Below are 14723 nucleotides of genomic sequence, written 5' to 3'. Positions count from 1 at the left end.
CTGACGCCATGACGGAGCATTCTGTGACGACCGCCGCACCTTCTGACACGCTGGCTCCTGACATGCAGGCTGCCCGCCGGGAACTTGATCGGCTCTGGTCCCGTGGCACCGCATTTCTGGGCACTGAATACGCCATTCTCGGCGGCGCCATGTCGTGGGTGAGTGAGCGCAATCTCGTCGCGGCGATCTCCAATGCTGGTGGCTTCGGGGTGATCGCCTGTGGCGCCATGACGCCGGAACTGCTGGAGAAAGAAATCGCGGCGACGCAAAGCCTGACCAGCAGACCGTTCGGCGTGAACCTCATCACCATGCATCCCCAGCTTGATGATCTGGTTCAGGTCTGTCTCAGGGCTGGTGTAGGTCACATTGTTCTGGCGGGCGGCATCCCTCCGTCATCTGCGATCCGTACGGCCAAGGATGGTGGAGCAAAGGTTGTCGCCTTCTCTCCGGCGCTGGTTCTGGCCAAACGTCTGATCCGCATGGGCGTCGATGCGCTGGTGATCGAAGGCGCTGAAGCCGGCGGGCATGTCGGCCCGGTTTCCCTGACCGTTCTGGCTCAGGAAATTCTGCCGCATATTCAGGATGTGCCCGTCTTTGTGGCCGGTGGCATTGCCCGAGGCGATGCGATCGTCGGTTTTCTGGAGCAGGGGGCGTCCGGCGCGCAGCTGGGAACGCGTTTTGCGGCGGCTGAGGAAAGCATCGCGCACCCACGGTTCAAACAGGCCTTCATCCGGGCTGCTGCCCGTGATGCGACGACTTCGGTGCAACTGGATCCCCGATTCCCTGTTATCCCTGTCCGTGGGTTGGTGAATGAGGGGAGCAAGAACTTTCTTGCCCATCAGTCGGAGACGCTTCGGCGGTTTCAGGCGGAAGAGCTGACCAAAGAGGAAGCGCAGCTTGAAATCGAGCATTTCTGGGCTGGCGCATTGCGTCGCGCCGTGATTGACGGTGATGTGGAGACCGGATCGGTCATGGCCGGGCAGTCGGTTGGCATGGTAAAGACCGTCCAGCCGGTGAAGGACATCATCGAAGAACTCGTCCAGCAGGCAGTCGGCGCTCTGGTGCAGCGGAGTGCTCGTCGAGGAGAGTGAATGAACGTGGAGACCTCGAAGCGAATCGAGGAAGACACAATGGGCAAGGACGACCCGCAGGACACTGTGCAGATCCCTGATCAGAATCCTGATCAGGCTGCGGAGGCCTCCCGTGCGTGGTCTGTCCCATTGCCCGACTTTCAGTCACTTGGCGTGGGGCATGCGCTCAGAATACGCCGCGAAACCCTCGGCTGGTCCTTGCCCGATATCGCGGCGTGGCTCTGCATCAAACAATCCTATCTCGAAGCTCTGGAGCATGATCGGGCGGACACCATTCCGGCCGGAGCCTATGCACTGGGCTTTCTGCGCACTTATGCCGCTGCTCTGGGATTCCCCGCCGAAGCGATGGTGGCCCGCTTCAAGCGTGAAGTCCGTAATGTCGCGAAAAAACCTGAGCTGACATTTCTGACGCCCGAGCCCGAGAGGACAGTTCCTGCGAGCGCCTTTGTGCTGGCAGGTCTGTTCGTCATCGTGCTGGCTTATGTCGGCTGGTATGAAATGGGCGGTCATGAACCGGTGCATCTGGAGAAAGTGCCTTCCGTCGCCAGTGTGATGCCGGGTGTGAACAGCGCAGCCGCGCCGTCACCGCAGATTGCGACGTTGATGCCGGATGCCGCGCCTTCGGTGCTGAACGGCAGCACACCTTCTGCTCTTCCGGCGAAGCAGCCTGACGCGTCCAGTCATGTCAGCGCGGATGAATTCGCAAAAGCAGTGACCATGCCGTCTGAGCAGTCTGCTGGCTCCGCGTCTGGGGCAGTGGGGCCGATGTCGTCTGGCAATGAAACCGGTGAAAACGCTCCTGGAGCCCCAGAGCTAAAAGCGGCACAGATCAAGGCGACGGCCAAAAGCTGGATTCAGGTCAAAAGCGCTGACGGCAAGGTGGTGTATGATCACATCATGGAGCCGGAGGAGACCTGGGAGTTTCCAAAGGATGGCGCGCCGTTCACTCTGACCGTAGGGAATGCGGGCGGTGTGGTTCTGGCTGTCGACAATGTGGTCACCCAGCCGCTGGGGCGGGATGGTGCTGTCCGACGCAATGTTCCGGTCAGCGATGAGGCGATCCGGGATGGCAGTATTGCAGCCCTAGCGCCAAAAACAGGAGACGCCGCGATTTCTCCAGCCGTTGTGCCGGGCGATGATGTTTCTGCGGAGGAAAAGGCCCCGATTCCCCTTCCTCCGCCACCTGTGGTAAAGCCACGGGTGTTGCGCCCCAGATCAGAGCCAAAAGAGCTTTCTGCGGATGATCTGAATGCGCGCCAGTTGAAGACTATGGGCGATCCTCGTTGATATGCCTTACAGGAAATGACCTGCCCGTTCTTACCGCGGTCTGTGGAACGCACCCCGGTCAGGGCTTGCGCTCTGGCTTTCGGATGACAAATTTGGCAGGAAGACCCGAACACCAATACCGAGGCATCCTTTCTCAGCCTCGACCTTCGCCCCGACAGGAGGATTGAACGATGAGTGGCTACAGGCCCTATCAGTATATTGAACGCCGCAAGTCGCGTCAGATTCACGTCGGCAAGGTCGCGGTCGGTGGTGATGCGCCGATTTCGGTCCAGACGATGACCAACACCCTGACCAGTGATGCCGAGGCGACGATCGCGCAGATCCGTCGTGCCGAACTGGCTGGTGTGGATATCGTGCGCGTGTCCTGCCCTGACGAGGAAAGCACGGCTGCTCTCCACGAGATCGTGCGTGAAGTGAATGTTCCCATCGTTGCGGACATCCACTTCCACTACAAGCGCGCCATTGAGGCTGCGAAAGCCGGTGCGGCCTGTCTGCGTATCAATCCGGGCAACATCGGCAGCGCCGAGCGTGTCCGTGAGGTTGTGAACGCCGCGAAGGACCATAACTGCTCCATCCGCATCGGCGTGAACGCCGGTTCGCTGGAAAAGCACCTGCTTGAAAAATACGGTGAGCCTAACCCCGATGCGCTAGTCGAAAGCGCTCTGGAGCACGCCAAGATCCTTCAGGATCACGACTTCCACGAGTTCAAGATCAGCGTGAAAGCGTCGGATGTCTTCCTCGCCGTGGCGGCTTACCAGCAGCTTGCCGATGCGTGTGATCATCCGCTGCATATTGGCATCACCGAAGCAGGCAGCCGCCGCGCCGGAACGGTGAAATCCTCCATCGGTCTTGGAAATCTCCTGTGGGCCGGTGTGGGCGACACGATGCGCGTTTCTCTTTCCGCCGAGCCGGAAGAGGAAGTGCTGGTGGGCTGGGATATCCTCAAGTCCCTCGGTCTGCGTCACCGTGGTGTGAAGATCATTTCCTGCCCGTCCTGCGCCCGTCAGGGGTTCAACGTCATCCAGACGGTCCAGACGCTGGAAGATCGTCTCGCGCACATCAAGACGCCGCTGACGCTGTCCATCATCGGTTGCGTTGTGAATGGTCCGGGTGAGGCGCTGATGACCGATCTCGGTGTGACCGGCGGTGGTTCAGGCCGTCACATGGTCTATTCGTCCGGCAAGCAGGACCACACGGTACCAGCCAACGACATGATCGAACACATCGTGGGTCTGGTTGAAGAGCGTGTAGCGAACATCGAGGCAGAGGAAGCCAAGGAAAAGGCGGAAGGTGTTGACCTGCCGCTGCCTGATCTCGCCAGCGCGAAATAAAATACCCAGGTTCCGGAGGCTCTCTTTCTTCGGGACAGTCTATGAGAGACGCCTTTGCGGCCATCAGGCGTTTTTGTCTGATGGCCCGCTGGCGTCCTGAAGCCATTTTTTCGGAGTCCTGTCCTTATGAGCACCATCAGACCCGTTCGCGGTACCCACGATCTGATTGGAGAGGACCAGCGTCGTCACGCCCATGTCGTTGAGACAGCCCGGCGAGTCACGGCCCTGTATGGCTTTGAAGAATGGGCGACGCCTGTTTTTGAAGAGACGGGCGTTTTCTCCCGTTCCCTCGGCGACACGTCGGACGTTGTTTCCAAGGAAATGTATACCTTCGAGGATCGTGGGGGAGACTCCCTGACGCTCCGTCCGGAAGGCACGGCCGCCATCTGCCGGGCGCTTGTCACCAACGGACTGACGCAGTCGCTGCCGCAGAAGGTGTTCTATGCGGGGCCCATGTTCCGTTATGAGCGGCCCCAGAAGGGACGTTACCGCCAGTTTCATCAGATTGGCGCGGAACTGATCGGTCCCGGTGAGCCGATGGCCGACGCCGAGGCCATCGCCATGGGACGTGACGTTCTGGCGGCTCTGGGGATCGTGGATGATGTTGTTCTTGAGCTGAACACGCTCGGCGATGCGGAAAGTCGCGCTGCCTGGCGTGAGGGGCTGGTCGCCTATTTTTCAGACTTCCGCGATCGTCTTTCAGAGGACAGCCGGAACCGTCTGGAACGCAATCCGCTCCGTATTCTCGACAGCAAGGCGCCAGAGGATCGTGAACTGGTGGCCGATGCGCCCATGCTGGCATCCTTTCTGAATGATGCGTCCCGTCGTTTCTGGGATGATCTGCGTGAAGCGCTTCGCATGTTCGGCGTTGCCTATACCGAGAACCCCCGTATCGTTCGCGGACTCGACTATTACAGTCACACGGCGTTCGAGTTTGTAACAACCAACCTCGGCACGCAGGGCACCGTGCTCGCTGGCGGGCGTTATGATGGTCTTGTGTCGGAGATGGGAGGGCCTCAGACCCCTGCCATCGGCTGGGCGGGTGGCATTGAGCGCCTGGCCATGTTGCTGGATACGGCTCCGGCCGTGCAGCAGCCCGTCGCGGTGATCCCGGTTGGCGATGTGGCGCAGGAAGCTGCGGTCCGCGCCCTTGCGGCGCTGCGGGCGGGAGGCATCCGGGCTGAGATGGCCTATCGCGGCAATCTGAAAAAACGCATGGAGCGCGCCAACAAGACCAGGGCGTCCCATGTTGTGATTATTGGCGAGACCGAAGTGGCCGGGGGAACGGTGCAGGTCCGTGATCTCGCCACCGGCCTGCAGAATGAAGTCGCGGCGTCTGCGCTGGTTCTGGCCATTCGCCAGTCAGGAGAAGTCCGCGCGTGAATCTGGACGACCGGCTTGATCGTATCGTTGCTCGCAGTGAGGAACTCGAGGCGCTGCTGGCGAGCGGTGTAACTGGAGAAGATTTCACACGGGCTTCCCGTGAATACGGGGAAATCGAACCTCTGGTGGCGCGGGTCAACGCCCTGCGCGCCGTACAGGCGGAAGAGCAGGATCTGAAACAGCTTCTGGATGATCCGGAAATGAAGGCGCTGGCGGAAAGCGAGCTTCATGAGGTGAAGGATCGTATCGGCGCGCTTCAGCAGGATGTCCGTCTGGCGATGCTGCCCAAGGATGCGGCTGACGAACGTAGCGCCATTCTTGAGATACGCCCTGCTGCCGGAGGTGATGAGGCGGCGCTGTTCGCATCTGAGCTGTTCGGAGCATACCGTCGTTACGCTGATCTTCGTGGCTGGAAGTTTGAAGTCATGGAGTATGACGAAAGCGAGCTTGGCGGTCTGCGCGAAGGTATTGCGACCATCAGCGGGAAGGGTGTTTTTGCACGTCTGAAATATGAATCCGGGGTTCATCGTGTTCAGCGTGTGCCAGCCACGGAAAGTCAGGGGCGTATTCACACCTCCACCATCACCGTCGCCGTTCTGCCGGAAGCGGAAGAGGTCGATGTGCAGATTGATGAAAAAGATCTGCGTATCGACGTTTACCGGGCTTCCGGGGCAGGGGGACAGCACGTCAACAAGACGGAAAGCGCCGTGCGGATCACGCATCTGCCGACAGGTGTTGTTGTGGCGATGCAGGAAGAGAAAAGTCAGCACAAGAACCGTGCGAAGGCGATGAAGATTCTGCGGTCCCGTCTTTATGAGCAGCAGCGAGTCAGTCTCCACGAGTCCCGGGCCGCCGATCGGAAATCGCAGGTGGGAACCGGGGACCGTTCCGAACGGATACGGACTTACAATTTTCCTCAGGGTCGTGTGACCGATCATCGTATCGGTCTGACGCTTCACAAGATTGACCGCGTGATGCTGGGTGAGCTTGACGAAATTGTTGATACGTTGATTCAGGAAGATCAGGCGGCGCAACTCGCGGCGGCCGGTCTGTAATTCTATTAAATATTTATCAGTTAGAAGATAACGGTATGTTTTAACTGAATAATAATAATGCCGGTTCTAACATCCTGCTATTGGGGTTCATAAAGCAGGTTGATTTCGTTGCTGTATTTTCCTTGCACTCCCGTAGTGCAGTCGCAAAAGAAACCCGATTATTTTCGTTTTTCCTTTAAGCTAAAGATAGCCTTTTGGAACTGGACAGGTCTGCCTTCTAAAATAGGCAGTGTGCTGGCTGCCATCCTGATCGGTTTTTTCGGGCTCTGCACGACACCTGCTCCGGCACAGACAGTGCGTTTTTTTAACGGGCAAAATGGTCTTGCTGATATTTCCCGAAATATCTTTGCGCAAAATTCTGATGGCTTTTTCTATATCGGGAATAAAACGGGATTGTATGTCAGTTCCGGTGGAGAGTTTACACGTATCGACAAGCCTGATGGATCTCCTTTCAAAGATACAGCTGCCATCGCGGGAGGATCTGATGGCAGCGTTCTGGTCGCCGCCGATAAGGAATTATGGCTGAGAACCAGAGGTGGTTTTGAAAAAATACCGTTTCAGTTTGATGGCAGGATATCCCTTGCCGCTTATGGAATGGATTTTATTGTTCTGTCGGGTGAAGGGCCTGCACGAAATGGAGGCATCTGGCGGCTGTACCGTCATCAGGGGGCAAACCCTGTATTTGTCCCTCTGGTGAAAGATCATGCGGACAGTCAGGTGCCATCCAGAAGTCCGCTTAAAACAGAAGCCCTCTCCGTTATGGCTTCTGAAGAAAAAACTGTGTGGGTGGGTTGTGGTGCGGCGCTCTGTCGTTATCGGGACGGGGGTGTCGACACTTTTGATGAACGTCAGGGAGTGCCGCATGAGATCTGGCGTGCGCTGGTCATTTCCCCAGATGGATCCCTGATTGCCCGAAGTGACGGGAAGCTGGTGATTATCGCCGCTAATGGTGGCGTGCATGTGGAAGACATTCCATATGGTTTGCCGGAATATTTCAGACAAAGACCGTCTGAAATTTTTATGCTCCGTATGACCGATGGCTCCTTGCTGACGCCCGGGCACGGTTCGCTTGTCCTCCGGTCCTCTGCTGGACGCTGGGATGATATGGACTGGCCTCCTGGTTATTCTCCGCAGGTGATTTCAAGCGCTTTTATTGACAGGGAATATGGGATCTGGCTGGACAGTCCCGGACGTGGTCCCGTTAGGATAGCGGGCTTTCCTTTCTGGAAAATATTTCTTTCCAGCAATGATATATCACCGGTGCATGTGTCTGGCATAAGACATGACGCAGCTGGTAACTTCTGGATTGCAGCTGCAAACGGTCTTTTTGAATATGCAGCATCACCATCTGGTCATGATGGTGATCATCTTCTGAAACATCTTGAGCTTGAAAACATTAGTTTCCTTATTCGGACCGGGGACGGTGCGCTCTGGACTGCGGAAAAAGGAAAGGGTCTGATCCGGATTGACCCTGTAAGCGGTCAGGTCAGGACGCTTCCTTCTCCAGAGCCGGTGACGGGCGCACTGGCTCTGGATAGCGGAGGCCGGATATGGGTTGGTACCGTTGCTGGTCTCGTACGCATAGACGATCCTTTACGCTACGTTTCCCATTTGCCGACCGTATTCGCATTACAGAATCGTCGTATCAATGCTCTGTGTTTTGATCAGTTTGGACGACTTCTTGTTTTGACGGATAGCGTTCTGTTCCAGCAAACAGCGGAAGAGAACGTTTTTGATCCCCGTGTTGATCTGGAAAGTTTTGATATCGGAGACGGCAGGGCCATGGCGGTGGCAATGTCCAACGATGTCTGGGTTTTAGGAACCAAAGGAAGCGTCAGAAAGATTTTCCTTCCGGAAGATGGTTCTCCAGTCGCGTCCATTCTGGATGATGGTCCTAAAAACTCTGATTCCACAACAATTTTTCGGGATAGTCGAGGCTGGATATGGCTGGGCGGTTCTCATGGACTGGATGTTTCGACACCGAATGGCTGGTCTCATTTTGATTTGACGAGTGGGTTAACTTCCAGTCGCATTCTTCCTGGTTCTATCAATGAAGATGACGATGGATCACTCTGGTTTGGTACAGAAAATGGACTGAATCATCTCAGGGAGCCCGGTTCTCTCCCGGTACTTCCTGATTTACATACAGATTTTCTTTCTGCCCGTCTGGATAATATAGATCTTTTAGGAAGGCAGCGTTTCTGGCCAGAAGGAGACAGAAAGCTTTCTCTTCAATTTATCGCTCCAACATTTACAGGCAATAGAGAGATTAAATATCAGTACCAACTTGTGGGTGTTGATCCTGAAGTCAGGTATTCTTCGATAAACTTTATAAATTATAATAATATAAAAGGAGAAAAAATAATTTTTCAGGTCCAGGCGCAGGATCTTCTGAATTATCGTGCTGCCAGCAGCGCCGTTTTGTCTGTGCGTTCTTCTGGTCTGAAAGTATCAGGTTTCAAAGGTAGCTGGTGGGTCGTATTTTCACTTTTGGCAGTGGCGCTACTCAGCATCATTTTATACAGAAGAATAAAGCTTCTGAGACAAAAGAATTTTGAAGCCGCCGTGCGAGGACGTACTCGTATGATGGAAGAAATGCAGACACAGCTTTTGCACCAGTCGCGCATTGATAGTCTGACGGGGCTGCTTAATCGTCGGAGTATCCTTGATGAACTTGATGAGTTGGTTGCATCCCTCTCTCCAAATGAGCTCATCGCTACCGCGCTTATTGATATCGATCATTTTAAAACGATTAACGATACACTTGGTCATCAGGGTGGTGATTATGTTCTGGAGCAGTATGGCCAACGTTTACGACAATCCGCTGGATCAACTGCGATTTGCGGGCGCTACGGGGGAGAGGAGCTGATCGTGGTGTTCATGTCGGTTTCTTCCACGGAAGAACTGCTGACGCAGATCACGAAGGTACATGAATGCTTACGTGAACCGATGATTTACGGTATGTCCGAGGTGGTTGCCACCTGTAGTGTAGGTTTGGCGGTTATTCTGCCCGGTGATACTGCGTCGAAACTGATTGGACGAGCAGATCGTGCGCTTTATAGAGGTAAGAAACGCGGAAGAAATTGCATTGTTGTTGCTGATTGAATGCAATTTCAGCAATTGAAATTATACAGGTTTTTAACAGGACAATTCCTATATAATTTCTTTTGCCCTGCTGCTTCTGGCGATCGCAGGGCAAAAGAAAGTGATTCATGATATCTTGGGAACAGATTCCTGTAGCTTGTACAGTGTACTGTCTGATCAGAATCAGAAGGACGCACCTTCAGTTGCAGCAAAAGATTCGGGCTGAGGATCGTTCCTGTTTTCTTCGTCTTCCTGAGCAGGCTCGGCATCCTGTTTGTAAGACGCTCTGGCGCGAGCGGAACGCTCCTGCCTTTCCTGCTGTGCCTGCTGCGCAGCCTGATTCATCGCATTCAGAATGCGGAAATAATGTTCTGCATGTTGAAAATAGGCTTCTGCCAGAACCCTGTCACCGCTGCTCGTGGCGTCACGGCCGAGCTGAAGATATTTCTCAAAGAGCTGCTGTGCCGTGCCCCGAATGCGAACCTCAGGACCATTGCTGTCAAATACGTGATTACGATTAAGAGGTATCTGACCGTTCTGGTGGCGCGTGCCTCCTCCGCCGTTACTTCCGCCGGGACGATGATTACGGTTGCGCATGCGCTTTATATTCATGGCGTTACCACGATGCCTTCTTGGTTTTCAATCGATTGGTCCTCTGGACAGCTAGCTGAACCCCTGATTTACCCTCACCATCATTCTGAAGTGTATTCACACTTCATCTGGCAAGACGTCCAAGGAGTTTAGAGGGGCTATTGGTAACGAGCGGCATAAATAGAACATCCACCGCTTCCGCCAATGCTCGGGACTCTTTGACCATAAGAATGAGCTACATGCAAGGGTAGATATGCAATTTGAGTGATAATATCGTTATTGTTGGTGAGACCATATCCGTCGGCACATAGTTGGAAAAAACGAAATAAATCTTAACGCTCTGATATGAAATGGGAAACATGGGTCATAATCACGCTAAACCTGCCGGGACTGTTCAACGCCTCGAACGAGTCCTCTCGCGTCTGCCGGGCGATTGGGAGGTGCGTATCGAACGCTCCAGTGCGTCGCAGCAATGGCGCGCCTTAACTTATGCGCCCGGCATGAAGGGGGTCTGGAGCGGAGATGAGGCTACTTTGATTGATGCGCTTGAAAGTGCATGGAGACTGAATAGACAGATGCCATCTTCCGCAGCAGACTCAGAGAGTATGGACCCCGCGCCAGATAATGTACCCAGCGACAATAAAAATAATACTGGCAAAAATAGTTGTTAAGCGGCCATCCTTCTTGCACAAAACTCGGGCGCAATGACTGCCGCTGTATGTGCCGATGACCCCGCCAAGAATGAAGAAAGCGGCCAGCCCCCAATCTATGTAGCCTGAAAGAACGTAACTTACCGCTGTGCTGATGCCAAAAGCAGCCACTGCCACCAGCGATGTGCTGACAGCATTGATGATCGGCATATGTGTTGACGCCATGAGGCCAGGTACAATCAGGAAACCCCCACCAATGCCGAAAAAACCTGATAACAGACCTGTGCCGGCTCCAAAGCTGGCAATTTTCACAATGTTTTTTTGAGTATAACTAGTGTCTTCGTGACCAGACTCATGATGGTCACGGAGCATCATGATGCCGACGGCTATCATCAGAAAAGCGAATAAGAGCAGTAAACTCTGCCCGTCCATGGCTTTTCCAAGCCATGCGCCGCATAGGGCGCCCACCACGCCACACGAAGCAAATACGGCTGCACACCGCCATTGCACAGTGCCGCTTCGCGCATGCTGTATCAGCCCGGTAAGAGCGTTGACGGCTACAGCAAGCGCGCTTGTGCCAATGGCGACATGAGGATCCTTCACTCCAACCAGATAAACCATCAGGGGGACAGCAAGAATGGAGCCGCCGCCGCCAATCAGCCCGAGAGTGAAGCCAACGGGGACGCCGGACAAAACTTCCAGCGTTGCGTGGCTCAGATCAATCTGCATGTTTTCTGTATCTGGTCGTGGGAGAGAAACTCATGATTGTGATCATAAGCCCTTTAGGTACATTCCGATATAAAGGCATTAAATCGTTAAATTTATTTGGATATATTTGGTAAGTTTCTTTTTGTTTGTCATTTTGTAAAAGCACTACCAAGAATGAGAAAAATTTTCTCTGTAGCCAATCATCCAGAATATTTCGGTTGTTTCGCACGAATGTGAGTGAGTGGTATAACTATCAATAAAAGGGTAATGGCGCGTTTGTACGCAAATGCAATGGGAAATCTGATGATTGTAATCGTAAGGCGGCCTAATTATCGGGGAAGATTCTTCTTATTCTCCTGATGGACTGGCTGGTCACGTCAAGGGATGCGGCCTGATAACGATCAGGCCGCTTTTTAACTAATGACCGGCTCTATCTGAGTCACATACGATTGACGGGAATCTTTATGTAACTCACACCATTTTCTTCTGGCTCAGGCAGGTGTCCAGCCCGCATGTTCACCTGAACAGAGGGCATGATCAGATGCGGTAGAGAAAGGGTTTTGTCCCTGCTGGTTCGCATACTGACGAACTGATCTTCGGAAACACCATCATGCACATGAATGTTGTTCCGTTCGTCGCCAATTGTTGTTTCCCACCTGAATTCATGACGGTCAGCTGTTTTGTAATCGTGACAGAGAAAGACACGAGTTTTGTCAGGAAGGGAAAGCAGACGTTGAATCGAACGATAAAGCTGGCGCGCATCACCTCCCGGAAAATCAGCCCGAGCAGTACCATAATCCGGCATGAAGAGTGTATCGCCAATGAAGGCGGCATCTCCAATGATGTAGACCATGTCTGCAGGAGTGTGTCCGGGCACAGAGAGGGCTATGGCTGGCAATGAGCCAACAGAGAACGTCTCCCCGTCGTGGAAAAGCTTATCAAACTGTGAGCCGTCTCGGGAAAAGTTTTTTTCAGCATTAAAGATCTTGCCGAATGCATCCTGCACGTGAGTGATGTTCTCGCCGATCGCGATCCTGCCTCCCAGTTTCTCCTTTAGCCACACTGCGGCGGAAAGATGGTCAGCGTGAGCATGTGTCTCCAGTTGCCATTCGACAACAAGGTTATTCTCCTGAATATAATTCAGGACTCGATGGGCAGAAGTGTTTTGAGTGCGCCCTGATGCGGGATCGTAGTCAAGGACACTGTCAATTATGACAGCTTTCCGTGTGGCAGGATCGTGGGCAATATGAGTTGCCGTGAAAGTTGTTTCGTCAAAGAAGGTCTGAACGACAGGCCGAAGTTTCGGGTCGAGAATTGCCTGTTCGATTTGCCGGGATGCTGCGGAAAGCCTGATGTCGGACATGAGAAACCTTTCATGTTATGAAAGTATTTTTTTCAAAAATAAGCTTTGATGCAATCCAAGTCAATATAAACTTTATCTTATTTATATTCTGTTTTTAAATTAACTTGGTTAATTAAATTTATAATTAAAAACAATGTAATTTAATATGCTTGTATTTTTGTAATTTATATTTTTATTTTTCAAGTTATTGCGTTGTATTTTGCTTTGTTGCAATTAGAGTTTTGGATATTTTTATTCCATAAAAACAATATAAATTGCAATATGGCATTATTATAAATATATATTTATAATTTAATAGTAATAAATTACGAAAAAATCAATTTTATTTATGGTTTTTTATAACGAAAAATTGTGTTGTCTCTTTGCAACATTCTCTGGAAATTGAGATGTCAAACGATGCCGCTAATATTGGAAGAAGGGGTAATTCGTAGTACGTGTCGGGGGTCAAGGTGAGTTAGTGGTAATGAAAAAAATAAGAAAAATACCCCTCTCCGTTAACCAGCCGTCTGTCGTTTCGCGTCGAAGTGGCTGGATTTTGTGTGCTCCGTTCTGGGTGCTGGCGGTTTGCTTCGCCGGCTCCACGGAGGTGCGAGCGGAAAATCAGGAGATTGTGCAGCGCCCAAAGGCAGATGTGCCTGTTTCTGTGCAGAAAAAGCCTGGCCCGTATGATGCGCCTGTTCATGCGGCGCCCAAGAAAACGGTCATAACGCCTGCTCAGCGTCTGGATGCCCTGTTCGACACTGAAAGCATTTCGTCCCTGCTTAACAACAGGGATGACGCCATTCGCGAGCGTGATCTGTCCGCAGGTTATTACGTTCCTGCCCAGACGTTCGGTAATCTGGTTCCTCAGTTGCAGCCATGGCGTAAGTGGATGCAGGATCGCGGGTTCAGCTTTCAGTTCGCCTATAAGGGTGAGGGTATAGCCAATACGGGAGGCGGCCTTGCCAGAGGAATGGATTACGCCCACGAACTGACTCTCACCACGAGGTTTGATCTGGGTAAACTTGTCGGGTGGAACGGCTGGATTTTGCATGCCGTTCTGATGGAGCGCGCCGGTCGTCAGGTTACAACGGACTATGTTGGCGACCATCGCATGCTGCTGTCCGAAGTCTACAGCCTGTCAGGGCATATGGCCGCCCATCTCGCCGATATCTACCTTGAGAAATCCCTTTTTCATAACAAGGTCAACATCAACGTCGGTCGACTGACCCTGACGCATACCTACGCAACGTCGGTTCTGCTGTGCACATTCATGATCCAGTGCTCTGCGCCGGTCGCTCTCAAATCGCAGGCGGGCTGGAGTGTGTATCCGAAAGCAAGCTGGGGCGGCACAATCCGTCTGAGGCCAATGCGCGATCTTACGCTGACCACAGGTGTATACGCTTCGGGACCGCTGACCTCGAACCCGTCTGGATGGGCGTGGGGCAGTGAGGAACATACAGGCGTCATGCTGCCGATCGAACTGGCATGGGAGCCGTTTTTCGGAAAAAAGAAACTGCCGGGCCATTACAAGATCGGCTTCGGACATGACACAAGTCATTATGACGATATGCTGGGCAGTATTCCCGCAGCTTACAGGCATGATTATCTGGGTCATGATGGCGGGCCGCGGGATACGTTCTACTTTGAAGCGGATCAGATGGTGTACCGTAAAGGCGGCGATCATCAGATGGCGGGTGGATATCTGCTTGCCGGGTATATTCATAATACCCCGAGTGTTTCGGTATGGTCGGATCAGTTTTATGTCGGCGCCTCTCTGCTCGGCATCCTGCCTTATCGCCCGTTTGACCGCTTTGGCGTGATGTATTCGTACTATCAGATCAGTCACAATCTGACGGAGGGGCAGCGTTTGCGTCAGATGGCGGGTATGTCGATGGGGGCATATGTCAATGGCCCGCAGACCCATGCCGCAACACTTGAAGCTTATTACGGTATTCCGGTGGTGCCTGGTCTCGTGATGCAGCCAGTGTTTGAATATATAATGCGTCCGGGGGAAACATCCGTTATCCCGAATGCAATTCTGGGTGGTTTGAAGATTCTTGCTGCGTTGTAACGGGGGTTCGTCCTGTTTCCCGGTGTGCGGGAAACAGGATGCGCACTCGGGATATTTTTGACGGTCGTCTCACAGCCCTCTTATTCAGTCTTATTTGAAGTTTCGTGCGGTTCTCTGTAGGGAGTGT

At 53.1% G+C, this 14723-nt stretch carries 10 protein-coding genes; 7 read left to right on the top strand and 3 right to left on the bottom strand.

Annotated features, from left to right (window positions below; genetic code table 11):
- Nucleotides 1–8: 8 nt before the first annotated feature.
- The 6 genes from GVI59_RS05725 to GVI59_RS19360 all read left to right on the top strand — a co-directional run bounded on the left by GVI59_RS05725 (nucleotide 9) and on the right by GVI59_RS19360 (nucleotide 9252).
- Nucleotides 9–1091, top strand: a complete 1083-nt coding sequence (locus tag GVI59_RS05725) for an NAD(P)H-dependent flavin oxidoreductase (protein ID WP_173573351.1) — start codon at nucleotides 9–11, stop codon at nucleotides 1089–1091.
- Nucleotides 1092–2378: a helix-turn-helix domain-containing protein gene (locus tag GVI59_RS05720; protein ID WP_173573350.1), complete on the top strand. Its 1287-nt coding sequence runs from the start codon at nucleotides 1092–1094 to the stop codon at nucleotides 2376–2378.
- Nucleotides 2379–2548: 170 nt separating this feature from the next.
- Nucleotides 2549–3709: a flavodoxin-dependent (E)-4-hydroxy-3-methylbut-2-enyl-diphosphate synthase gene (gene ispG, locus GVI59_RS05715; RefSeq protein WP_173573349.1), complete on the top strand. Its 1161-nt coding sequence runs from the start codon at nucleotides 2549–2551 to the stop codon at nucleotides 3707–3709.
- 126 nt (nucleotides 3710–3835) lie between these two features.
- Nucleotides 3836–5092 carry a histidine--tRNA ligase gene (gene hisS / locus GVI59_RS05710; protein ID WP_173573348.1) on the top strand — a complete coding sequence of 419 codons (1257 nt, stop codon included), beginning with the start codon at nucleotides 3836–3838 and terminating at the stop codon, nucleotides 5090–5092.
- Nucleotides 5089–6147 (top strand): peptide chain release factor 1, encoded by a 1059-nt coding sequence (gene prfA / locus GVI59_RS05705; protein WP_173573347.1) that lies wholly within the window; start codon nucleotides 5089–5091, stop codon nucleotides 6145–6147. The genes hisS and prfA overlap by 4 nt, the downstream gene beginning before the upstream one ends.
- A 135-nt stretch (nucleotides 6148–6282) precedes the next feature.
- A complete protein-coding gene (locus GVI59_RS19360; protein ID WP_173573346.1) occupies nucleotides 6283–9252 on the top strand; it encodes a diguanylate cyclase domain-containing protein in 2970 nt (989 codons plus the stop codon).
- Between the two features lie 162 nt (nucleotides 9253–9414).
- On the opposite strand, the gene GVI59_RS05695 is transcribed toward GVI59_RS19360, so the two are convergent.
- From GVI59_RS05695 to GVI59_RS05685, 3 genes are all read right to left on the bottom strand, one after another.
- On the bottom strand, nucleotides 9415–9843 hold the full coding sequence (locus GVI59_RS05695) for a DUF4167 domain-containing protein (RefSeq protein WP_173573345.1): 429 nt from the start codon (nucleotides 9841–9843) through the stop codon (nucleotides 9415–9417).
- A gap of 575 nt (nucleotides 9844–10418) precedes the next feature.
- Complete coding sequence (locus GVI59_RS05690; protein ID WP_173573344.1) at nucleotides 10419–11201, bottom strand: sulfite exporter TauE/SafE family protein; 783 nt, start codon at nucleotides 11199–11201, stop codon at nucleotides 10419–10421.
- Between the two features lie 418 nt (nucleotides 11202–11619).
- Nucleotides 11620–12543 (bottom strand): MBL fold metallo-hydrolase, encoded by a 924-nt coding sequence (locus GVI59_RS05685; protein WP_173573343.1) that lies wholly within the window; start codon nucleotides 12541–12543, stop codon nucleotides 11620–11622.
- A gap of 610 nt (nucleotides 12544–13153) precedes the next feature.
- Between GVI59_RS05685 and GVI59_RS05680 the strand changes: the two genes are divergently transcribed.
- Entirely contained in the window at nucleotides 13154–14596 is a 1443-nt protein-coding gene (locus GVI59_RS05680) for a carbohydrate porin (RefSeq protein ID WP_408736606.1), read from the top strand.
- Nucleotides 14597–14723 lie beyond the last annotated feature (127 nt).

Origin of the sequence: Acetobacter sicerae, assembly GCF_011516765.1 — a bacterium.
In the GTDB taxonomy this organism is placed as follows: Bacteria; Pseudomonadota; Alphaproteobacteria; order Acetobacterales; family Acetobacteraceae; genus Acetobacter; species Acetobacter sicerae.
The sequence above is the reverse complement of the archived record's forward strand: the minus strand, read 5'-3'. Positions and strand labels throughout refer to the sequence as shown.